Annotated in this window: 22 protein-coding genes; 15 read left to right on the forward strand and 7 right to left on the reverse strand. The window is 43.2% G+C overall.

Annotated elements, in window-relative coordinates; all coding sequences use genetic code 11:
* The first annotated feature begins 18 nt into the window (after positions 1-18).
* The 7 genes from panC (at position 19) to tpiA (ending at position 5,729) form a co-directional block, all read left to right on the forward strand.
* Entirely contained in the window at positions 19-867 is an 849-nt protein-coding gene (gene panC, locus M301_RS10900) for a pantoate--beta-alanine ligase (RefSeq protein WP_013148835.1), read from the forward strand.
* A 136-nt stretch (positions 868-1,003) separates the two neighbouring features.
* On the forward strand, positions 1,004-1,384 hold the full coding sequence (gene panD, locus M301_RS10905; protein WP_013148836.1) for an aspartate 1-decarboxylase: 381 nt from the start codon (positions 1,004-1,006) through the stop codon (positions 1,382-1,384).
* Positions 1,385-1,762: a ribosome silencing factor gene (gene rsfS / locus M301_RS10910; protein ID WP_013148837.1), complete on the forward strand. Its 378-nt coding sequence runs from the start codon at positions 1,385-1,387 to the stop codon at positions 1,760-1,762.
* 28 nt (positions 1,763-1,790) lie between these two features.
* Positions 1,791-2,258: a 23S rRNA (pseudouridine(1915)-N(3))-methyltransferase RlmH gene (gene rlmH, locus M301_RS10915; protein WP_013148838.1), complete on the forward strand. Its 468-nt coding sequence runs from the start codon at positions 1,791-1,793 to the stop codon at positions 2,256-2,258.
* A gap of 2 nt (positions 2,259-2,260) precedes the next feature.
* Entirely contained in the window at positions 2,261-3,700 is a 1,440-nt protein-coding gene (locus M301_RS10920) for a cryptochrome/photolyase family protein (RefSeq protein WP_013148839.1), read from the forward strand.
* A 124-nt stretch (positions 3,701-3,824) separates the two neighbouring features.
* Positions 3,825-4,895: a class II fructose-bisphosphate aldolase gene (gene fba / locus M301_RS10925; protein WP_013148840.1), complete on the forward strand. Its 1,071-nt coding sequence runs from the start codon at positions 3,825-3,827 to the stop codon at positions 4,893-4,895.
* A gap of 66 nt (positions 4,896-4,961) precedes the next feature.
* Positions 4,962-5,729: a triose-phosphate isomerase gene (gene tpiA / locus M301_RS10930; RefSeq protein ID WP_013148841.1), complete on the forward strand. Its 768-nt coding sequence runs from the start codon at positions 4,962-4,964 to the stop codon at positions 5,727-5,729.
* A 30-nt stretch (positions 5,730-5,759) separates the two neighbouring features.
* Here the strand turns inward: tpiA and M301_RS10935 are convergent, their stop codons facing one another.
* A complete protein-coding gene (locus M301_RS10935; protein WP_420794847.1) occupies positions 5,760-6,752 on the reverse strand; it encodes a class 1 fructose-bisphosphatase in 993 nt (330 codons plus the stop codon).
* A 345-nt stretch (positions 6,753-7,097) separates the two neighbouring features.
* On the opposite strand from M301_RS10935, the gene M301_RS10940 reads away from it, so the two are divergent.
* Entirely contained in the window at positions 7,098-7,892 is a 795-nt protein-coding gene (locus M301_RS10940; RefSeq protein WP_013148844.1) for an MlaA family lipoprotein, read from the forward strand.
* Between the two features lie 61 nt (positions 7,893-7,953).
* On the opposite strand, the gene pmbA is transcribed toward M301_RS10940, so the two are convergent.
* On the reverse strand, positions 7,954-9,294 hold the full coding sequence (gene pmbA / locus M301_RS10945) for a metalloprotease PmbA (RefSeq protein WP_013148845.1): 1,341 nt from the start codon (positions 9,292-9,294) through the stop codon (positions 7,954-7,956).
* 77 nt (positions 9,295-9,371) lie between these two features.
* On the opposite strand from pmbA, the gene yjgA reads away from it, so the two are divergent.
* Positions 9,372-10,001, forward strand: a complete 630-nt coding sequence (gene yjgA, locus M301_RS10950) for a ribosome biogenesis factor YjgA (protein ID WP_013148846.1) — start codon at positions 9,372-9,374, stop codon at positions 9,999-10,001.
* A gap of 51 nt (positions 10,002-10,052) precedes the next feature.
* Positions 10,053-11,288, forward strand: a complete 1,236-nt coding sequence (locus M301_RS10955) for a cation:proton antiporter (RefSeq protein ID WP_013148847.1) — start codon at positions 10,053-10,055, stop codon at positions 11,286-11,288.
* A gap of 28 nt (positions 11,289-11,316) precedes the next feature.
* Here the strand turns inward: M301_RS10955 and M301_RS10960 are convergent, their stop codons facing one another.
* Positions 11,317-12,144, reverse strand: a complete 828-nt coding sequence (locus M301_RS10960) for a PDZ domain-containing protein (RefSeq protein WP_013148848.1) — start codon at positions 12,142-12,144, stop codon at positions 11,317-11,319.
* Positions 12,145-12,209: 65 nt separating this feature from the next.
* On the opposite strand from M301_RS10960, the gene mog reads away from it, so the two are divergent.
* From mog to M301_RS10985, 5 genes are read left to right on the forward strand one after another with little or no spacing between them, the layout of a single operon-like run.
* Entirely contained in the window at positions 12,210-12,791 is a 582-nt protein-coding gene (mog, locus tag M301_RS10965) for a molybdopterin adenylyltransferase (RefSeq protein ID WP_013148849.1), read from the forward strand.
* A 52-nt stretch (positions 12,792-12,843) separates the two neighbouring features.
* Entirely contained in the window at positions 12,844-13,743 is a 900-nt protein-coding gene (locus M301_RS10970; RefSeq protein WP_013148850.1) for a prohibitin family protein, read from the forward strand.
* A gap of 21 nt (positions 13,744-13,764) precedes the next feature.
* Positions 13,765-14,727 carry a thiamine-phosphate kinase gene (gene thiL / locus M301_RS10975; protein WP_013148851.1) on the forward strand — a complete coding sequence of 321 codons (963 nt, stop codon included), beginning with the start codon at positions 13,765-13,767 and terminating at the stop codon, positions 14,725-14,727.
* Positions 14,711-15,208 (forward strand): phosphatidylglycerophosphatase A family protein, encoded by a 498-nt coding sequence (locus M301_RS10980; protein WP_013148852.1) that lies wholly within the window; start codon positions 14,711-14,713, stop codon positions 15,206-15,208. Before thiL ends, M301_RS10980 begins: the two co-directional genes overlap by 17 nt.
* The gene (locus M301_RS10985; RefSeq protein ID WP_013148853.1) at positions 15,201-15,698 is read left to right on the forward strand and encodes a CinA family protein; all 498 of its coding nucleotides are present in this window, start codon (positions 15,201-15,203) and stop codon (positions 15,696-15,698) included. Before M301_RS10980 ends, M301_RS10985 begins: the two co-directional genes overlap by 8 nt.
* Positions 15,699-15,708: 10 nt before the next feature.
* Here M301_RS10985 and M301_RS10990 read toward each other — a convergent pair whose 3' ends face one another.
* From M301_RS10990 to M301_RS11005, 4 genes are all read right to left on the reverse strand, one after another.
* The gene (locus tag M301_RS10990) at positions 15,709-16,074 is read right to left on the reverse strand and encodes a hypothetical protein (protein ID WP_013148854.1); all 366 of its coding nucleotides are present in this window, start codon (positions 16,072-16,074) and stop codon (positions 15,709-15,711) included.
* A 101-nt stretch (positions 16,075-16,175) separates the two neighbouring features.
* Positions 16,176-16,601 (reverse strand): hypothetical protein, encoded by a 426-nt coding sequence (locus M301_RS10995; protein ID WP_013148855.1) that lies wholly within the window; start codon positions 16,599-16,601, stop codon positions 16,176-16,178.
* Position 16,602: 1 nt separating this feature from the next.
* A complete protein-coding gene (locus M301_RS11000; protein ID WP_013148856.1) occupies positions 16,603-17,940 on the reverse strand; it encodes a phosphatase PAP2/dual specificity phosphatase family protein in 1,338 nt (445 codons plus the stop codon).
* A gap of 5 nt (positions 17,941-17,945) precedes the next feature.
* Positions 17,946-19,721, reverse strand: coding sequence for a bifunctional alpha/beta hydrolase/class I SAM-dependent methyltransferase (locus M301_RS11005; RefSeq protein WP_013148857.1), 1,776 nt, complete (start codon positions 19,719-19,721; stop codon positions 17,946-17,948).
* Between the last annotated feature and the right edge of the window lie 183 nt (positions 19,722-19,904).

A 19,904-nucleotide genomic window follows, 5' to 3' on the forward strand; every position in this document is an offset into this window, starting at 1 on the left:
TCTCTAAGTCTTATTTTCATGCAAATTATTAACACCATAGCCGAATTAAGAAGCGTTTTAAAAAACCAATCGAATGTCGCTTTTGTACCAACGATGGGCAACTTGCATGCGGGTCATATTCAATTGGTTGAAGTAGCAAAGCAACACGCAGAATGCGTGGTGGTCAGTATATTTGTAAACCCATTACAATTTGGTCCGAATGAAGATTTAGCGAGCTACCCACGCACTCTAGAGGCGGATTGTGGGAAATTAAAAACTGCCGGCGCAAGTATTGTTTTTACACCAAGTGTTGAGGAGATGTACCAGGACTTTGACGGTATAAATCTCAATCAAACCATGTCGATTACACTGCCATCAATTGCCAACGAGCTTTGTGGTGCTTCGCGACCAGGTCACTTTGCTGGTGTTGCGACGGTGGTAATGAAGCTTTTCAATATGGTACAACCTAGCATTGCCGTGTTTGGTCAAAAGGATTTCCAGCAACTATTCATCATCAAACAAATGGTGAAACAATTTAATTTGCCAATTAATATTATTGGCGTGGATACAGTACGCGAGCCTAGCGGTTTAGCGATGAGTTCGCGCAACGGCTATTTAACTGATGCACAGCGTGCCTCTGCAAGCCAATTAAATAGCGCCTTGCAGAGCATTATTCAGTCAGTAATGTGTGGCAATAAAGATTATGCTCAACTAGAGCTACAAGCTAAATCCACACTCAATAGCCAAGGTTGGCTGGCTGATTATATTTCAATACGCTCTAGCCTAACGCTACTTCTTGCAAGCAGCACAGATACGAATTTAGTTGTTTTAGGTGCCGCTAAACTAGGTAATACCCGTCTAATCGACAATCTTACTTTCAATATTTAATACATCTTCCCAGACAATATTTGAAAATAAAAGCCTGAGTCGCACGGCTTTTATTAGTAGTGAATAGATGTTAAGTTACTATAAACCGTTGAATACACTATAATACTGTTTTTTCTATCTAAGAGTTTTCTGCATTATGCAAAGAACAATGCTTAAATCTAAATTACACCGTGTACATGTGACACACAGCGAACTTCATTACGAAGGCAGTTGTGCGATTGATGAAAACTTGCTTGAAGCCGCTAACATTAGTGAGTACGAGCAAATTCATTTGTACAACGTAACCAATGGTGAGCGCTTTAGCACATACGCGATTTTAGCTGAGCGTGGCTCAGGCATTATCTCAGTAAACGGTGCAGCCGCTCACAAAGCAGCGCCTGGCGATATTATGATTATTGCCAGTTACGCGAATTATAATGAATTAGAACTACAAAAGTTCTCTCCCCAACTTGTGTATGTGGACAATCACAACCGCATACAATCTCAACGCAATGCAATACCAGCACAGGCCGCTTAAATGACAATTGATGTAAACGCAGTAAACTATTTAGAAACAATGAAACAAGCGGTGATTGACGCCATCGAAGATATTAAAGGCTTCGATATCACACCTATGGATGTTCGCAAACTGACGAGCATGACCAGTTACATGATTGTAGCTTCAGCTACATCAAGCCGCCAAGCAAAAGCGATTGCCGACAACGTGCGCGAAAAACTGAAAGAAAAAGGCTATCACATTCGCGGTACAGAAGGCGAAAAAGAAGGCGAATGGGTATTGGTAGATTTAGATGATATCGTTGTACACATCATGGTACCAACCACTCGTGCTTACTACAACCTAGAACAATTATGGGGCGAGGCTGAAAGCCGCCGCGGCCATATCAAAGCTGAGTAATTAACTCTCTCGCCAGCAGGGCTAGTACATGAAGCTGCGTATTATCTCTGTCGGCCACAAAATGCCAAGCTGGGTCGAAACCGCTTGCGCAGAATACACCAAGCGCATGCCGCGCGAAGCTACAGTTGAAATTATCGACATCAAGCCTGAGAAACGTGCCGCAGGTAACAGCACTGAGAACATTCAACTCATTGAAGCAAAACGTATTTTAGAAGCTGTTGGTAAAGACTTTTGCATTGCCCTAGATGAACGCGGGCAAGAAGTCACCACACTGCAACTTGCAGATAAATTCAAAGACTGGCAAGCTTCAAGCCGTGATGTGGCACTCATCATTGGCGGCGCTGATGGATTGCATACTTCAGTCAAACAGAAAGCCGATTGGTTATGGGGGCTTTCTAAGCTTACATTGCCACATGCGATGGTGCGCGTATTGCTGGTTGAGCAACTTTACCGCGCGCACTCTGTCATTACTAATCACCCCTACCATCGCGAGTAAATATGTCTCAAGCACAGCAAAAATCAACCTATGAAAAATCTTTAGTTTGGTTTAGACGTGACTTACGAGATTACGACCATGCAGCGCTATACCACGCATTAAAATCCTCAAAAAAAGTGTATTGCGTCTTTGTATTCGATACCGCTATTCTTAATCAGTTAAATGATAAGGCAGATCGCCGAGTAGAGTTTATTTGGGAAAGTGTGCGTGAGTTAAAAACTTCGCTACAAAAACACGGTAGCGATTTAATTGTGCTGCATGGCAACGCTGGCGATGAAATTCCAAAATTAGCCAACACACTTTTAGTAAATGCCGTATTTACCAACCATGATTACGAACCTAGTGCCATTACTCGCGATGCGCATGTGGCTGAGCAGCTCAATAAAAGCAGTATTGCATTTCATCATTACAAAGATCATGTGATTTTTGAAAAAGATGAAGTGTTAAATCTCTCTGGCAAACCTTATTGTGTATTTACACCCTATAAAAACATGTGGCTTAAAACAGTTAATGATTTCTTTTTCAAAGCTTATCCAGTCGATAACCATTTAAACAACTTGGCTAAAACTAATGCCAGTCCGTTTATAAGTTTAGAGGACTTAGGGTTTAAGCACACAAATTTGGCTAGCATGAGGTTACCCACTGGAATGCAAGGTGGTCTAACACTCTTTAATGACTTTATAGAACGTATGAGTCGTTACAAAGATGCGAGGGACTTCCCTGCAATAAAAGGTGTTTCTTATTTATCCGTACACCTACGTTTTGGCACTATCTCTATACGCCATCTAGCACGCGAGGCTATGCAATCGGCTAATACTGGCGCACAGACGTGGCTAAGCGAACTTATCTGGCGTGATTTTTATGTGCAAATATTACATCACAACCCAAGTGTTGCCGCAGGTAGAGCTTATAAAGTAGAGTTCGAATCTTTAAAATTTCCAAATGATACCGCACTTTTTCAAGCTTGGTGTGATGGCAAAACGGGCTACCCGCTTGTAGATGCCGCTATGCGACAACTTAACACTACAGGATTTATGCATAACCGTTTGCGTATGGTAGCTGCGAGCTTTTTGGTGAAAGATTTACTGATAGATTGGCGTTGGGGCGAGCGCTATTTTGCTGAAAAATTAATCGATTTTGACCTAAGTGCTAATAATGGCGGCTGGCAATGGGCCGCTAGCACTGGCTGCGATGCACAACCTTGGTTTCGCATCTTTAATCCAATCACGCAAAGTGAGCGTTTTGATGCACAGGGAAAGTTTATTCGTAAGTATGTGCCAGAATTGACAAAGTGCAACGACAAGGAAATTCATGCACCATGGCTGATTCCGCTATTACGCTTACAAGAGCTAAATTTAAGCATAGGGAAAGACTACGCAGCACCTGTAGTTGACCACGCCACACAAAGGTTGCAAGCACTAGCGCTCTATAAAAACATATAATATGTTTTATATAAGACATAAGTGTTATATAATTTACGCCATTAAAAAGCTCTCACAATTACAGAACTCAAGCGCACAAGTTAAGTATACTCATACACATGTTCTAATTATTTGAAAGATCATTATGGCACTCGTTTCATTACGTCAATTGCTTGATCACGCTGCTGAGCACGATTACGGCCTAGCCGCTTTTAATGTTAACAACATGGAGCAAGTTCACGCCATTATGCAAGCGGCGGATGAGGTGAATAGCCCAGTAATTCTACAAGGATCAGCTGGTGCCCGCAAATATGCTGGCGAAGCCTTTTTAAGGCATTTAGTGCTAGCCGCCATAGAAACCTACCCGCACATCCCCGTTGTCATGCATCAAGATCATGGCCAATCGCCCGCAGTGTGCATTCAGGCAATACGCTCGGGCTTTTCAAGCGTGATGATGGATGGCTCATTAATGGAAGATGCAAAAACACCCTCCACTTACCAATACAACGTCGATGTGACCAGAAAGATCGTAGAAATCGCGCATGCGATTGGCGTGTCTGTTGAGGGCGAACTCGGTGTACTAGGCTCTTTAGAAACGGGCTTAGCCGGTGAAGAAGATGGCTCTGGCGCAGTTGGTGTATTAAACCACGACCAAATGCTCACTGACCCAGAAGAGGCCGCTGACTTTGTGCGCAGAACAGGTGTAGATGCATTAGCTATCGCCATCGGCACTTCACATGGCGCTTATAAGTTTAGCAAGCCTCCAACAGGAAAAACCCTTGCGATTAGCCGCATCAAGGAAATTCACGCACGCATCCCAAATACGCATTTGGTAATGCATGGCTCATCATCAGTTCCTCAAGAATGGTTACAAATCATCAATGAGTTTGGCGGCGATATGGGCGAAACTTATGGCGTACCCGTAGAAGAAATTGTCGAAGGTATCAAACACGGTGTGCGCAAAATCAACATTGATACAGACTTACGCATGGCTTACACAGGTTCAATTCGCAAATTTTTCACTGAAAAAAGAAAAGAATTCGACCCAAGGAAATTCCTTAGCGCCTCTACTGTTGCCATGCGTGCTATTTGCAAAGAACGCTACGAAGCTTTTGGCTCCGCAGGGCAAGCTGCACTCATTAAACCTATCTCATGCGATCAAATGGCTTTACGTTATAAGGCAGGTGAATTAGATGCGATCGTTAAATCAAAGTAACTCGACTTATAAGTCAAAAATATCGCTGATCAAAAGTCTAGCGAGTTAGAAATAAGGAATAAAGAAATGCGGCGTAACCTAGTAGTAGGCAATTGGAAGATGCATGGTGATATCCATAGCAATGAAACTCTACTCAACACACTGATTACTGGATTAAGTGATTACAAAAGTGCGGATTATGTCGTTTGTGTTCCAAACCCATACTTACACCAAACAAGGTCATTACTAGAAAACACTGGTATTGCATGGGGTGGACAAAACGTTAACCAGTTCGAAGAAGGTGCATTCACTGGCGCCGTCTCTCCGCACATGCTCACAGACCTAGGCTGCACCTATGTGCTGCTTGGACACTCGGAAAGACGCGTGTTATTTCATGAAACCAATCTATCCGCCGCCGCTAGATTTGATGCATCGATTAAAGCCAATCTAACGCCAATTTTATGTGTAGGTGAAACCCTTGCTGAACATGATGCGGGACTGACAGAAGTTATCGTTGCAAGCCAGATGGATGCCGTAATGGCAACCCTTAATGATGAAAATTTTGCTAAAGCGATGGAACTGAATATGGTGTTTGCATATGAGCCAGTATGGGCTGTTGGCACAGGCAAAACCGCCACGCCAGAGCAAGCACAAGAAGTGCATCAATTTATACGGCAACGCATCGCTAGACGTAATGCTGAAGCAGCCTCAAAAGTCCGTATTATTTATGGCGGCAGTGTGAAAGCTCAAAATGCCGCTAAATTATTCAGTATGCCAGATGTTGATGGCGGCTTGGTTGGTGGCGCATCACTCAATGCGGAAGAGTTCATCGCCATTTGCAAAGCGGCTAACTAGCCGCTTTTGTGACTAAACACAAATTAAGAGTTATTTCCGCTTAGCAGTGACTTGATGATAAGCAGCAATTCTATCAATCTCGCTTTTACAGCCCATCATCACTGGTACGCGCTGATGTATGCCGCTAGGCTGCACTTCCAAAATACGCTGTGAACCAGTCGTTGAAGCACCACCCGCTTGCTCAACGATAAAACTCATAGGATTAGCCTCATACATTAAACGCAGTTTCCCAGACCGTGATTTAGTATCAGTTGGGTACATAAACACGCCACCACGCACCAAGATACGATGCACTTCTGCCACCATTGAAGCCACCCAGCGCATGTTAAAGTCTTTTTTACGATCACCCTCTTCACCCTGCAAACACTCATCAATGTAACGTTGCACAGGCTCGCGCCAAAAACGGTAGTTCGACATATTGATAGCGAACTCCTGCGTTTCTTTAGCAATTTGCATATTAGGATGCGTCAGCAAGAACTCATTGGAATCTGCATCTAGCGTAAATCCATTCACGCCATTACCCGTAGTAAACACTAACATAGTAGATGTGCCATACAAGGCATAGCCAGCACAGATTTGAGCGGCTCCTGACTGCAAATAATCAGCTAAATCTGGCTTTTTACTTGCACTTTTTAAAATAGAGAAAATAGTACCGACCGATATATTCACATTCACGTTTGACGAGCCATCCAGTGGGTCAAACATCAATAGATAGTCACCATTTTTTTTGTGCTCATCGGCAACATCAATCACATCAACCAATTCTTCAGAAACCATGCCTGCAACGTAGCCACTACGCTGACAAGCTTCAACAAAGATGTCATTAGTAATCACATCCAAGGCTTTTTGGACTTCGCCCTGCACATTCTCAGAACCTAAGCTACCCATATTGCCAGCCACAGCGCCTTTATCAATGGCTACAGCAATTTTTTTACATGCATCTACTACATCACTTAATATCGCATTAAGCGCAACGCCATGCTCACCTTGCAAATGCTGCTTTAAAAAATCTGAGATCTTGATATGTTTAGTCACACGGCTTCCTAAATTTTGACGTCACATGATGTGTGACTGATGAATTCTACTAAGTTAAATCTATATTGATAATTGTGCCACTTAAACGAGTTGACCGCGAGTAAATCATGAAAAGCATGCAAAAAGACCCTTCACATCATCAATTCAAATAAGTTAAAAAGCCATTAAAATTAAGGCTGACATAAGCAAATGCTGGACAATGTCCATCCGCTAAGTTAAAGTTATGATACGTTTTTCCGTAGTTGCTCATATAGTTAGCCTACCTGTTTATAAAAGTACCTTAAACAGCGTTTTATGATGAAATCAGAGAAAAACTACAATTTGGGGTCTTGCATGCGTACTAAAACAATTAAAAATTATAAAACTATTATCCTTGCTACTTGTGTTCTAACACTGGCGGCACTATCTGGCTGCGCCACACAGAGCAATAAAGACCCGCTTGAAGGTCTGAATCGTGGCGTTTACAAATTTAACGATGTTGCTGACAAAGCGATTATTAAACCTGTAGCTACCGCTTATAAAACCATCACCCCCTCACCGATTCGTACTGGATTCAACAACTTTTTTAGCAATCTAGGCTCAATCACTACCGTTTTAAACGATTTATTGCAACTTAAACTTGCCTATGCGTTTACTGATGCAGGTCGATTTGTCATTAACAGCACATTCGGTATTGCTGGCTTTATTGATGTCGCAGGCATGGATAAAATTAAAAACCATAAAGAGGATTTTGGTCAGACATTAGGTTACTGGGGCGTTGGCAACGGCGCTTACTTGGTTTTACCACTACTAGGCCCATCAAGCGTGCGTGATACGACTGGTTTGGTATTCGACACATTCACTACCGATCCAATCACCTACCCTCGCAACATTGGTCAAATCAGGCTGAGCAACCAATTGCGTGCTGCACAATTCTTGGATAAACGTACTGAGTTACTGACTGCATCTGATTTAGTTGATGAAGCATCATTAGATCCATACGCATTTACACGTGACGCTTATTTGCAAAAACGTGCAAGTTTGGTTCAAGATGGTCTAGCACCTCAAGAATCAACCAAAGATGACTTTGAAGATGTTGATACTGAAACAGCAATTGACCCTGTAAAAGCAGATACCCCAGCCCAATAAGCTGAATTAATGTAATAAAAAAGCCCCATTACTGGGGCTTTTTTATTACGGTGCGAATGCCTTATTCACTAGCTACAGTCATACGCTCGATTAAAATAGAGCCCACTTGCTTTGAGCCCTGTATGCAAATGTCACTGCCTATCGCGACTATCATTTTCAGCATTTCGGCCATATTGCTGGCGATTGTAATTTCTTCTACCGCATGCACAATCACACCACTCTCAACCCAGAAGCCCGCCGCACCGCGTGAATAGTCCCCTGTGACCATATTCATACCACTACCAAGTAGCTCCGTGACCAATAAGCCTGTTCCCATTTGCTTTAGCAAGCCCGCGAAGTCTTGTGCGCCTGATTGCACGATTAAATTATGGTTTCCACCTGCATTACCTGTCGTTTGCATGCCCAACTTACGCGCAGAATAACTGCCCATTACATAGCCTTGCAATACGCCATCTTGTACTAATTGTCGCGACTGTGTTGCCACGCCTTCGCTATCAAACGGGCTACTTGCCAAACCTTTTTTGAGATGCGGCTCTTCATAAATATTAAGTAATGGTGAAGCAACTTGCTTACCTAAGCTATCCAACAAAAATGAAGACTTGCGGTATAAATTGCCGCCTGAAATTGCATTAATTAAACTGGAGATTAAGCCGCTCGCTAACGGCGCTTCAAACATCACCGGCACTTGGCAAGTTTTAATTTTTTTGGAATTTAAACGCCGGACTGTTCGCTCGCCAGCTTTCTTGCCAATAGCTGCGGCTGACTCTAAATCTACCGCTGCGCGAGCGGTGCTATACCAGTAATCGCGCTGCATATTATCGTCAGATTCTGCGATGACTGAGCAACTCACACCATGGCGCGAACTTGGGTAGCCGCCAGTAAAGCCATGACTATTGCTATAGGCAAAGTAGCCTGTACTTGTGGAAACACTAGCGCCTTCTGAGTTGGTAATACGCGCATCCACACCTAGCGCAGCAGCTTCACATTCTTTTGCAATAACGATAGCTTCTTCTACTGAGATATTCCAAGGATGATGCAAGTCTAAGTCCAGAGCCTCTTTCGCCATTAAATTCGGGTCAGCTAAACCACAAAACTCATCTTTTGCTGTGTACTTAGCGATATTGCAGGCGGCGGCTACTGTATCTTTAATCGCTAACGGGCTTAAATCTGAAGTGCTGGCATGGCCTTTTTGCTGGCCAAAATATACCGTAACGGACATGCCTTTATCGCGGTTGTATTCAATGTTTTCAACCTCGTTCAAGCGCACCGAAACGTTTTGACCGATGCTTAAACTCAGCTCTGCCTCTGCCGAGCTTGCCCCTAAATCTTTTGCAACTCTAAGCACGTCTCTCGACATTTGCTTAATTTCATCTAAAGAATAACTAAATCCAGAATCTGCCATAACTCTTCTACTATAAAAATACGCACAAAATACTAAAGGAATGTCTATCAACATCTAGGCTGTTATAATACCGCACTATGAAACCTCAAATATCAGCAAAACCTAAAAAGACCGCTAAAGACCGCGAATTAGACAATGAATTCAATAAGCAAGTTGAATCAGACGTTGACGAGCCTATTAGCAAAACCAAACTTAAAGCTGAAGCTGACGCACAGCAAGCGCTTGGCGTTAGGTTATCTGAGTTGCCTAAAGACAAACTGCTTAAGTTAGACTTACCTGATGCGGTAACAACAGCTGTGCTTGATACTAAAAAAATAACGGCAAATGGCGCCATTAGACGCCATCGCCAATATTTAGGTAGATTGATGCGAGAGCTAGATAACGCACCAATTCTTGAACAGTTAGCACGCTGGGATGGTAAACACACTGCCGAAAATGCTTATTTTCATGGTTTAGAGCGCTGGCGTGATCGTATGATTGCTGACAGCAATGTGCTTTCTGAGTTTATGGCGCTACACCCAAAAACAGATAGCCAGCAATTGCGTACCTTGATTCGCAATGCGCAAAAAGAACTTGAGGCTAATAAACCGCCTAAGAGCAGTCGTGAGATTTTTAAACTGCTACGTGAAATCACTCAAGAATCTCAAGACAATAGCGATGCCGAGGCTGGCTATACACCTACAGATGAGTTAAATCCTGATAATTAAGCTGTCATCGCTAGCCAATCCATTAACAAAACAAAAAATTAGCTAATCAATATGGAACACTCGCCCGCTATTCTGCACGCCAAAGAGTTACTGTTTTTACTAGGCATGATATTAGGCGTTGGTATGTTGACTGGCTTTATCGCGCGCTTGTTAAAAGTGCCAGATGTTGTGATGTTTTTATTGGCTGGGATGGCCTTAGGTAGCGCTGGACTTGGCATTATTGATGTAAAAGTAGATTCGACACTTAACCAGTTGCTACTCATTTTTGGCTCTTGTTACATTCTTTTTGATGGTGGCGCGAGTGTACGCTTAAATGTACTTAAAGGCGTGTGGCCAACCTTAGTCTCTCTCTCCACATTCGGTGTGCTTATCAGCGCGGTAGTCACAGCATTTGCCGCACAGTATTTTCTACACTTACCTTTCATATTTGCCATGTTACTTGGCGCTGTTATTGCTTCTACAGACCCCGCAACGTTGGTACCAGTATTTCGTCAAGTAAAAATTCGTGCAAAAGTGGCACAAACTGTAATGAGCGAATCAGCTTTTAACGATGCCATGGGGGCGATACTCACCTTTGCCGTATTAGGCGTTGCGGTTTCTGGCGGTAGCTTTTCAATTAGCCAGAATTTACTGTCGTTATTACAACAGTCATTGCTAGGTGTGTTAGGCGGTGCTATTTTGGGTTATTTAGCAGCTATGTTTATTGCCCATGAAAAATATAGTTTTCTAGCAGAGTATGCGCCGATTGTGACCATCATGTCCGTCGCAGCCGCCTATTTAAGCGTAGATAATCTACACGCCAGCGGCTTTATGGCGGTATTTGTATTTGGCATGGTATTAGGTAATAAAGATTTACTCGGCTTTAAAATGGAAGAAAACGAAGAAAGCAAACTTGAGGATTTTATACTCACCACATCACTCATTATGCGAATTTTTATTTTCGTATTGCTAGGCTCGCAAGTGAACTTTGCATTACTTCAACAATATTTTTGGCCTGCATTAGCGGTAGTTATTGTATTCATGTTAGTTGCTCGACCACTCGCTGTATTTGCTTGCGCTTTACCTGATAGACGCGCCAAATGGACGGCTCAAGAGTTGCTGTTTATGTGCTGGACACGTGAAACTGGCGTAATACCTGGCGCATTGGCGGGCATACTTGTGGGTATGAAAGTGCAATATAGTGATGTGATTGCCTCAGTGACTTTTATGGCAATTTTATTGACGATTTTATTGCAAGCCACAACTACTAAGTGGCTTGCGGCTAAGCTAGATTTGTTAGAAGAATAAATCTAGCTTTACTTTGAATGTGCGATTGCTATTTTCGTGAGTTCAAAGCAACCGTAGTTTTAACATCTTCATCGCCATGGCGAAATGCGACTTCTACTGCTTGACCTTGATAGCGCTTAACCGCCGCAAATAAATCATCAGCTACTTCAAGCGTGACATCCCCTATTTTAAGCAAGGTATCACCAGTAACAATACTTGCTTTAGCAGCAGGCGAATCTTTAATCACGGCTATAATCTTTAGACCAGGTTGCGCAACACCCTCTTCACTTGGATTAGCCGAGGCTTTTACCAATTTAATGACATGTACGCCAAATAAAGGCATAGGCAATTTTGCCCAGTAACTAGCGTAATGAATGGTTTTCTCATTTTTAGCGTTCTCCTCATTGGCTTCCTGAATCATTTTTTTGCCTTCTTCAGTGCCATCTAAACTCACCATATTAGTTGTGAGTGAGGTAGGTTTATCAATCACCAAAACACTATCAGCTTTAATTTTCTTTCCATAAACTCTAGCTAACTCTGCTGGTATTTTTCCAGAAACAAATTCAGAAGTTCCCATCATGTCATAGCCATTTTCTAGCATACGAGTAGTATCAGCCTCTTGATTTTCACTTATCTCTAAAGTAGTGTCAGGTGAGGCTTTCAGCGATTTAAGATGATGATCATTTTGCTCGACATATTTTTCTTCAAACAAATTTGAATTAGCCTTAACCACATCATAAGCATTTGCTTTGGGGGCTAATAAAACAGCACCTAAACCCAACAAACTAAGCAACATTAAGCTACCAGTCATTCGCCTCTTCAGCACGAGGGTTCGCGTTTGTGTTTCCTTACTGAATTGCTGGATATTTGGCTGCATAAAATGTCCTTTACCTTGATAATGTTATGATTAGCTTTTTTACCTATTTAACTACAGACAAACGAATGACAAAAGAATTCATTAAAATTGGTTTAGTTTCAATTAGCGACCGTGCAAGCAGCGGTGTGTATGAAGACTTAGGCCTACCTACACTCAAAAACTGGCTTGATAGTGCACTAACGACCCCTTATCAAATGATTGCACGATTGATTGCCGATGAGCAAGATGAAATTGAATCCACCCTCATTGACTTAGTTGATAGTGAAAAGTGTAGTCTGATTTTAACCACAGGCGGCACAGGCCCAACCTTGCGTGACGTGACACCAGAAGCCACACTTGCCGTTGCTGATAAAGAAATGCCAGGGTTTGGTGAACAGATGCGTCAAATCAGTTTAAATTTTGTGCCTACCGCGATATTGTCACGCCAAGTTGCCGTGATTCGCAAACAATGCTTAATCATCAATTTACCAGGCCAGCCCAAAGCTATCGCACAGACGCTAGAGGGTTTAAAAGATGAAGCTGGCAATACCAAGGTGCATGGTATATTTGCTGCCGTGCCCTACTGCTTAGATCTGATTGGCGCGCCTTATATTGAAACCAATGAAATCTTAGTTAAAGCGTTTCGACCAAAATCTGCAATAAAATAGCGTCATGACAATACCTATCAACAACTTTCTACAAAAAATAAAAGGGAGCCACATGGAAAACAGTCCTTCAGTACAGTCGTCGATTAAATATATTGTCATAGGTGTAATTGTGGTGGTCTTGCTCACTTGGTTATGGCCTTTGCGTAGCGTGCCTACAGGTAGTCGTGGCGTTGTCACTGTTGGTGGCGCGATTAAAGGAATTGAAAGCGAAGGTTTCATGTTAGTTGCCCCTTGGCAAACTTTAAGCATTTTCAATATACGTGCTGAAGAAGCTGCAGTAGAAAACGCTGATGGCAGTACTAGCGATACTCAACCCGTGCGCGTGAGCCTCACGGTGCGATATAGCATCAAACCAGATAAAGTCGCTGAAGTATTTGAGAAGTACAGCCATGACGGTAATTTACAATCTTATGTACAAACTGCAACGCAAGAAGTGTTTAAAGCAGTAACGGCTAGATATACAGCGCCAGATTTAATTGGCAAACGCTCTTTAGTTTCCAGTGACATTTTAGATGCGCTGCGCAAAAAATTAGAAGTCTATGGTGCTCAAGTTATTAACGTGGATATGCGCAACTTCTCATTCTCCCAAGACTATATGGCAGCCATCAGTGCCAAAGTGACACAAGAGCAATTACGTCTTGGCGCAGAGAATAAACTTAAAACCGTTGAGTCCGAACAAAAGCAAAAAGTCGCTATCGCCGAGGCTGAAGCTAGTGCGCTAAAGGCACAAGCAGATGGTGAAGCCTATCAGATTTTGAAGTTAGCCACCGCACAGGCTGATGCGCTGAAAGTGCAAAATGCTGCCTTAGCACAAAATAAAGACGTGCTGGAGTTACGCCGCATTGAGGTAGAGCAAACTAAAGCGGCAAAATGGAATGGCCAATTACCATCTGCAGTTTATGCAAGTGCGCCAATTCCTTTCTTTAATGCGCCTTCCAGTAGCTCTAAATAGTGCCCATAGAATTTAAATTTAATGACACCAGAGTTTAATTTAATCAAACAATACTTCACCCGAGCCACGCGTGATACGAAATTGGGCGTTGGCGACGATGCTGCATTAATTAGCCTGACAACAGGCATGGAGCTTGCCATCTCAGCGGATATGCTGGTAGCGGGCACTCACTTTTTTACAGATTGTGATGCTTATCAACTGGGCTGGAAATCACTCGCCGTGAATATCTCCGACATGGCGGCTATGGGCGCGAACCCAAAGTGGGCAACATTGGCCATTGCCTTACCCGAAATTAATGCGTCATGGCTAGCCGAGTTCTCACGCGGATTTTTTGCATGTGCTGATAACTTTAGTGTCGATTTAATCGGTGGCGACACCACGCGCGGCCCACTCATCATCAGCGTGCAAATCATGGGGGAAGTACCGATTGGCAAAGCAATAAAACGTGGTGGCGCGAAGGTTGGAGATGAAATTTGGGTATCTGGTAAATTGGGAGATGCGGCTATCGCCTTACAGCACATGCTAGGTAAAATAACATTGCCAATAGACGTCCTTACCTCATGTGCAAAAGCACTACATGAACCGCAACCACGAGTGACCCTAGGTTTAGCATTGCAAGATATAGCCAATAGTGCGATTGATGTTTCAGACGGCTTGCTGGCAGATTTAGGTCACATCTTGGAACAATCGAATATTGGTGCAGCGCTAGAATTAAAAAGGATTCCCCATTCAACTTTTGTAGACTTTCCAATAGACCTGCGTGATGAGAGTCTGAGAAAAATGGTGTTAGCTGGTGGCGACGATTACGAACTATGCTTTACAGCACCTGCAGAAAAACATGCAGAAATCGTAAAATTAAGTGAAACGACTAAACTCCAGTTAAGTTGCGTAGGTCACGTTACAAGCGATACTGGCTTAGTATTACATGGTTTAGATAACGAAATTTTAAACATTAAGGAAACTGGTTTTGACCACTTTAGTTAAATTGCCAAATGTACAGTTTTTGTTACAGCACCCTGCCCATTTTTTTGGACTAGGCTTTGGCAGCGGTCTAGCGCCAAAGGCGCCGGGGACGTTTGGCACACTGATCGGCTACCCACTATTCTGGCTGATTTCGGTTTATGCTTTATCAACGCAACTCATCATCATCTCTGCTTTATTTTTAATTGGTATTTATTTCTGCGGCGTAACGGGTAAAGCGCTTGGTGTATCAGATCATGGCAGCATTGTTTGGGACGAAATTGTCGCCATGATGTTAGTACTCGCTTTCACACCCAACCAATGGCAGTGGTGGATTGTGGCGTTTTTACTATTTAGATTATTCGATATTTGGAAACCATTCCCCATCAGGCAATTTGATGCCAAACTCAAAAATGGTTTTGGTGTAATGTTTGATGATTTACTTGCTGCAGTCTACGCCATTATCGGCCTGCAGGGTTTGCTGTGGGCAGTTGCACATGGATGATGTTGCTTTATCAAACTTAGCTGCCGAACTAGGCGCAGCACTTAAAGTGCGAGGCTATACGCTAGCTTTAGCTGAGTCTTGTACAGGTGGCATGGTTGCCGAAGCCGTCACCAGTGTAGCTGGAAGTTCAGCGTGGTTTGACCGTGGTTTTGTGACTTACAGTAACCAAGCAAAAGTTGAGATGTTGGGAGTATCCACACAAACCTTAGACATCTTTGGTGCTGTAAGCGAACAAACCGCCATTGAAATGGCTGTCGGTGCATTAAAAAACAGTCATGCGCAAATGACTGGCAGCATCTCGGGCATTGCTGGCCCAGATGGCGGCACACCTGAAAAGCCTGTCGGTACCGTTTGTTTTGCTTGGGCTGATGCTCACAAACCCACATCAACGACAACCAAATACTTTAAAGGTAATCGTCAAGAGATCCGTCAACAAGCCACCATCGAGTTAATGACGGGGCTTATCGACAGGTTAAACGGTAACGATTAGAGCATTAAAACTAGCGGTGACCGCCATGGCGCCCCTCATCGTGTCCTCCGCGACTCCAATCGCCTCGATCACCATCGCCATGACCCCAACCATGATGCTCACGGCCTTCGTGACGCCAGCCTCTATCATAATCGCGGTATCCTACATTGTAATACTGGTATGAAACGGCAGGCTGATAATACACAGGTTGCGGAGCACGGTAATAAATGGGCTGACTGTAGTACACCACAGGCGGCGCAGGATAATAAGCAACTGGTGGCGCATAGCCATAACCGCCGATGTTAACACCCAAACTAAAAGAATCTCGCGCAGAGGCAGTAGATATAGAAGCCACACCAATGGCTAAAGCAATAACAGCAGAACGTAATAATTTCATTTTTTATCTCCAATCACAAAATACAGTTTGTGAGATTAAAAAACGTATTAACTTACATTTGGTTGACCTGATGACTGAATGACTATGAACAATTGCTCAAATTAAGCCAACCAAACTGCAGTTATCAGCAAAAAAAATTGCACAAATACCAATACCAACCCACGGTTAAATAGCCTATAACTGCCTTGTAATCTCTCCTCTAAAGCTCTACCTGTCTGATGCTTTGGGTTGATGTTGCTAAGCGCATCATCTAACGCGTTAATCTCAAAGCTATCCCACTGTTCAAACAAAGTAATATCTATGCGTATACGTAGCGCAAAGTAAAAAACTCCCAAACCCACTGCTAATATTAATATTGCCAACACTTTGAGTGGCAACTCAGGTGTATATATGAAAGCAACGATTGCAAGCAGATTATTCGCCAAAGCAAGCAGCTCGGCTAATTTAAATGCTTTGAGCAGAGACAGAATCACGCTTAATTTTGCATGCACTTTAGGCTTAGTGTGGCTTAACTCAGAATCACTCATCTCAATCCAACTCTTTTAGCGCTTGTTCGATATTAGCTTCATGCTCTTTGCTTAAAACTACACCTACTCTCTTAGTATCTATCATAGCAATGGCCTGTTGAACACTATCAGCATGCCCACGCCAAACTAGCCAGCAAGCTACTACACTGCTACTTCGCGACAATCCCAAAGCACAGTGCACCAACACGTCACCTTGCTGTTGTGTACGCTCTAACCAACGCACTGCACGGACTAGGGTTTTCGGCTTAGGTGGCGTTAAATCTAAAACTGGCAGATATTTTTGAATTGGGGCCTTAAGTACAGAAGCTGGAAACTCATTGGTTAAATCCATCACACCATGCCAATTTATGCCAAGATTGCTCACTGCAGTTCTTGGAAAGGCTCCCAGCCACACATTACTATGAATTTTATTGGGTAAAAATCGACGCTTGGTATACATGCGATAGCTACACCAACTTAAAAATAAATACGGTGCCAATAAAAATTTGGCTGGCCAACGCATATTGCCACGCCTGACGGATAGGCTATCCCGCTGAAATACCTGTTGCTCAAATCCTAAATATGCAAAACTTATGAGCGTTAATGCAATAGTCGTCCACATAAAAATAGCCGCGAGTAAAACTGAAACCTGATGAGCAAGCATTGATGCAACTATCGTGCATGCGGCTAATAGACCATAGCGCATTGCTAGCCGCCTCATTTGCGCAGTTGGTTTCTGCCAACGCCATGAGAATGGCTGATCTGGAATCAGATACAAACAAGCAACGCCCACCAAAGCACCTGTCCAAACATCAATAAAATGATGCTGATAAACCAGCAGCACAGAAGCGGCAATGGCAAAAAACCAAATGTGCAAAGCCATACGCGCAAAGCCTTGCAGGCGCTTAGCGTACAACTCCCACAAGACTATCAGCAGACTGATATGTAATGAGGGTGCTTGGTTATAGGGCTTATCAAACCCCAGCAAAATCGCCTGCAACGCTCCATTAAAACCGTCTGCTTTAGGCACTTCAAAAGAGAATTGCAGCGGATACAGCAAAAAGCCGATAAGCGAAACTACCGTTGCCAGCAAGAGCCTGAGCGCATGTCTATCCAGCGCGCTACGCTTACGAAACAAAAATAGCGACGCTGCGTAAAATGCATCAATCGACATATAAGGCAACATCAGCCATGGCACAAATGGTAATTGATGCTCCCAAGCTTCAACCATCACGCCTAAATCGCTACGCCCGCTGGTGTAGTAATTCACCCAGCCATAACTTAGAAAGAAAAATGGACCGAGAAGCGCTAGCCAAATGGCGCCGCGCTTCCATAAGATAGGTGATTGATTGATTTGCATAGACTTTAGCGACGTTTTGCTAGAGATACACTAAATATGCCCCAAGTATCGGTCAATTGGTCAATCTTCTCAAACCCTGCTGCTGCAACTAATTGATCCATCTCACGTTGCGTGCGCCTGCGCATTACCCACGCTTTATTTTGGCGATGACTGGTTAATGTTCGCGCAATCAATTCCAACTGTGGATGCCATGGTTGATTGGTATAGACTAAGTATCCATCGTCTTCTAAAGCTGCATGAACGCCTTTTAGCGAGGTTTGTATTAACGAATTTTCAGGAAATAATTCATATAAGCCAGACACAATCGCCAATGTTGGTTTAGGCGTAACTGCTGCAATTGAAGCTGCATCAAACGCATCGGCTAATTCAAATTGAGCTGTATTTTCTAAACTATGCTGCTTAATCATTGCACGCCCAGCCGTCACATTCAGCTCACTATAATCACGCATTAATACGTGGTCAGCTTTTACTGCAAGCGCTGCATCTAAAACATAACGACCATGCCCAGCTGCAATATCCATCATACGCACTGGCTTTTGTGCTGCTCGTAAGAGTGCTGCGGCTTTAGCCAACATCGCTTCATTATGTATTTTACGTACACGAATGCCGCGCCAGCCTATGGCATTGAGGTAAGTACGGTCGATAATTTCACCCAAAGCGCCGCCAACAAATGTTCTGCTTCGGGCTTTATTTTCGTACACATAATCCAGCGTGCTGCCTGAATCAAAGCCAGTATCCACGCTCAGTTTCAAGCCATGGGACATATTGCTGCCAAATCGAATGTTAGCTCGGGTAGCTGCAAAATATAGGTTTTTCAGGCTAAACGTAGGTAAAGGCTTTTTCAGTTGCTCGGCTTCGTCAAAGGTATAGCCTGAAAGGTCTGCGTTGGTTAAACTAGGTTCAGCAAATGCTGTTGAAAACTGTTTTTCTATAAACTCACGCGCCTTCGCCAATGGTAAATGACGATCTTTTTCACCCAGTGTATCGTGAAAAAAGCCTTCAAACTCGTGATACTCTTTACTGCTAGCACCTAACTTTTCATATAAGTCTTTGACTGGTTGTTGGTGCACCACCCAATCACTACCTGACACTAAAAACTGCGTTGGCGTGGTAATTGCCGCCGCATCTTTTACCAAACGCTCGGCAGTATCATACAATTCCAGCAAAATATTCACTGCAATTGGACGGGTAATTAATGGGTCATTGTCGTATGAGGCTATGCGTGTTTCATCGTGGGTTAACCATTTGGCTTTTACATAAGAGTTCACAAAAGCCAGAGCAGGCACTAATTTTGTTAGTCCTAGAGCTTGCATTAGAGCAAGAGAAGCGCGAGCAAACGGCACATACAATTTCACCTTAAGCGCTGGTGAAGCCAATACCAAACTGCGAATATTCGGCGCGTAATCATGTACCCAAGCTGCGGCAATCACCCCTCCGACGCTTTGTGCAATCACAGAAATATCTTCCATCTCAAAACCATGTTTGCTGCAAATATGCCGCGCAAACACATCTGCATCTTTGACCAGCACGCCAAAATTTTCTGCATATCCACGTACGCCTGGAGACTTACCTAAACCACGAGCGTCCCAAGCGAAACAATCGTACTCTGGCATATTTAAGCCATCTACCACATCTTGCTGACGGCCAGAATGCTCATGCCCACGATGGAATAAAATGATTGCTCGTTTGTTATTACCCTGCTGCTGACTTGGCCAATGGCGATAAAAAATCTCAGCACCATCTATCGCGGTAAAGGTATGCTCTTCTGCTACTCTAATCATGACAAATTCCATTTATTGAGGTTTTAACTAAAAAACATTTTACAACATAACTATATAATTAGTTATTTAGTTTTATGTGTCAAGCGCTTTGTAAAAATGCTTTAAGTTGATATTGAACAGCAACTCAGATATATAAAACTTGAACTCCCTTTTTCCGTCATTCCCGCGTAGGCGGGAATCAAG

The organism is Methylotenera versatilis 301 (assembly GCF_000093025.1).
Taxonomy (GTDB): Bacteria; Pseudomonadota; Gammaproteobacteria; order Burkholderiales; family Methylophilaceae; genus Methylotenera; species Methylotenera versatilis.

What these genes read in the sequence shown, in the direction of transcription:
- panC (WP_013148835.1), top strand. Translation starts at nt 19, where the DNA reads ATGCAAATTATTAACACCATAGCCGAATTAAGAAGCGTTTTAAAAAAC.
- rlmH (WP_013148838.1), top strand. Translation starts at nt 1,791, where the DNA reads ATGAAGCTGCGTATTATCTCTGTCGGCCACAAAATGCCAAGCTGGGTC.
- M301_RS10955 (WP_013148847.1), top strand. Translation starts at nt 10,053, where the DNA reads ATGGAACACTCGCCCGCTATTCTGCACGCCAAAGAGTTACTGTTTTTA.
- M301_RS11000 (WP_013148856.1), bottom strand. Translation starts at nt 17,940, where the DNA reads ATGCAAATCAATCAATCACCTATCTTATGGAAGCGCGGCGCCATTTGG.
- pmbA (WP_013148845.1), bottom strand. Translation starts at nt 9,294, where the DNA reads ATGGCAGATTCTGGATTTAGTTATTCTTTAGATGAAATTAAGCAAATG.
- M301_RS10970 (WP_013148850.1), top strand. Translation starts at nt 12,844, where the DNA reads ATGGAAAACAGTCCTTCAGTACAGTCGTCGATTAAATATATTGTCATA.
- M301_RS10985 (WP_013148853.1), top strand. Translation starts at nt 15,201, where the DNA reads ATGGATGATGTTGCTTTATCAAACTTAGCTGCCGAACTAGGCGCAGCA.
- tpiA (WP_013148841.1), top strand. Translation starts at nt 4,962, where the DNA reads ATGCGGCGTAACCTAGTAGTAGGCAATTGGAAGATGCATGGTGATATC.
- M301_RS10940 (WP_013148844.1), top strand. Translation starts at nt 7,098, where the DNA reads ATGCGTACTAAAACAATTAAAAATTATAAAACTATTATCCTTGCTACT.
- panD (WP_013148836.1), top strand. Translation starts at nt 1,004, where the DNA reads ATGCAAAGAACAATGCTTAAATCTAAATTACACCGTGTACATGTGACA.
- thiL (WP_013148851.1), top strand. Translation starts at nt 13,765, where the DNA reads ATGACACCAGAGTTTAATTTAATCAAACAATACTTCACCCGAGCCACG.
- M301_RS11005 (WP_013148857.1), bottom strand. Translation starts at nt 19,721, where the DNA reads ATGATTAGAGTAGCAGAAGAGCATACCTTTACCGCGATAGATGGTGCT.
- M301_RS10920 (WP_013148839.1), top strand. Translation starts at nt 2,261, where the DNA reads ATGTCTCAAGCACAGCAAAAATCAACCTATGAAAAATCTTTAGTTTGG.
- mog (WP_013148849.1), top strand. Translation starts at nt 12,210, where the DNA reads ATGACAAAAGAATTCATTAAAATTGGTTTAGTTTCAATTAGCGACCGT.
- M301_RS10995 (WP_013148855.1), bottom strand. Translation starts at nt 16,601, where the DNA reads ATGAGTGATTCTGAGTTAAGCCACACTAAGCCTAAAGTGCATGCAAAA.
- rsfS (WP_013148837.1), top strand. Translation starts at nt 1,385, where the DNA reads ATGACAATTGATGTAAACGCAGTAAACTATTTAGAAACAATGAAACAA.
- fba (WP_013148840.1), top strand. Translation starts at nt 3,825, where the DNA reads ATGGCACTCGTTTCATTACGTCAATTGCTTGATCACGCTGCTGAGCAC.
- yjgA (WP_013148846.1), top strand. Translation starts at nt 9,372, where the DNA reads ATGAAACCTCAAATATCAGCAAAACCTAAAAAGACCGCTAAAGACCGC.
- M301_RS10990 (WP_013148854.1), bottom strand. Translation starts at nt 16,074, where the DNA reads ATGAAATTATTACGTTCTGCTGTTATTGCTTTAGCCATTGGTGTGGCT.
- M301_RS10960 (WP_013148848.1), bottom strand. Translation starts at nt 12,144, where the DNA reads ATGCAGCCAAATATCCAGCAATTCAGTAAGGAAACACAAACGCGAACC.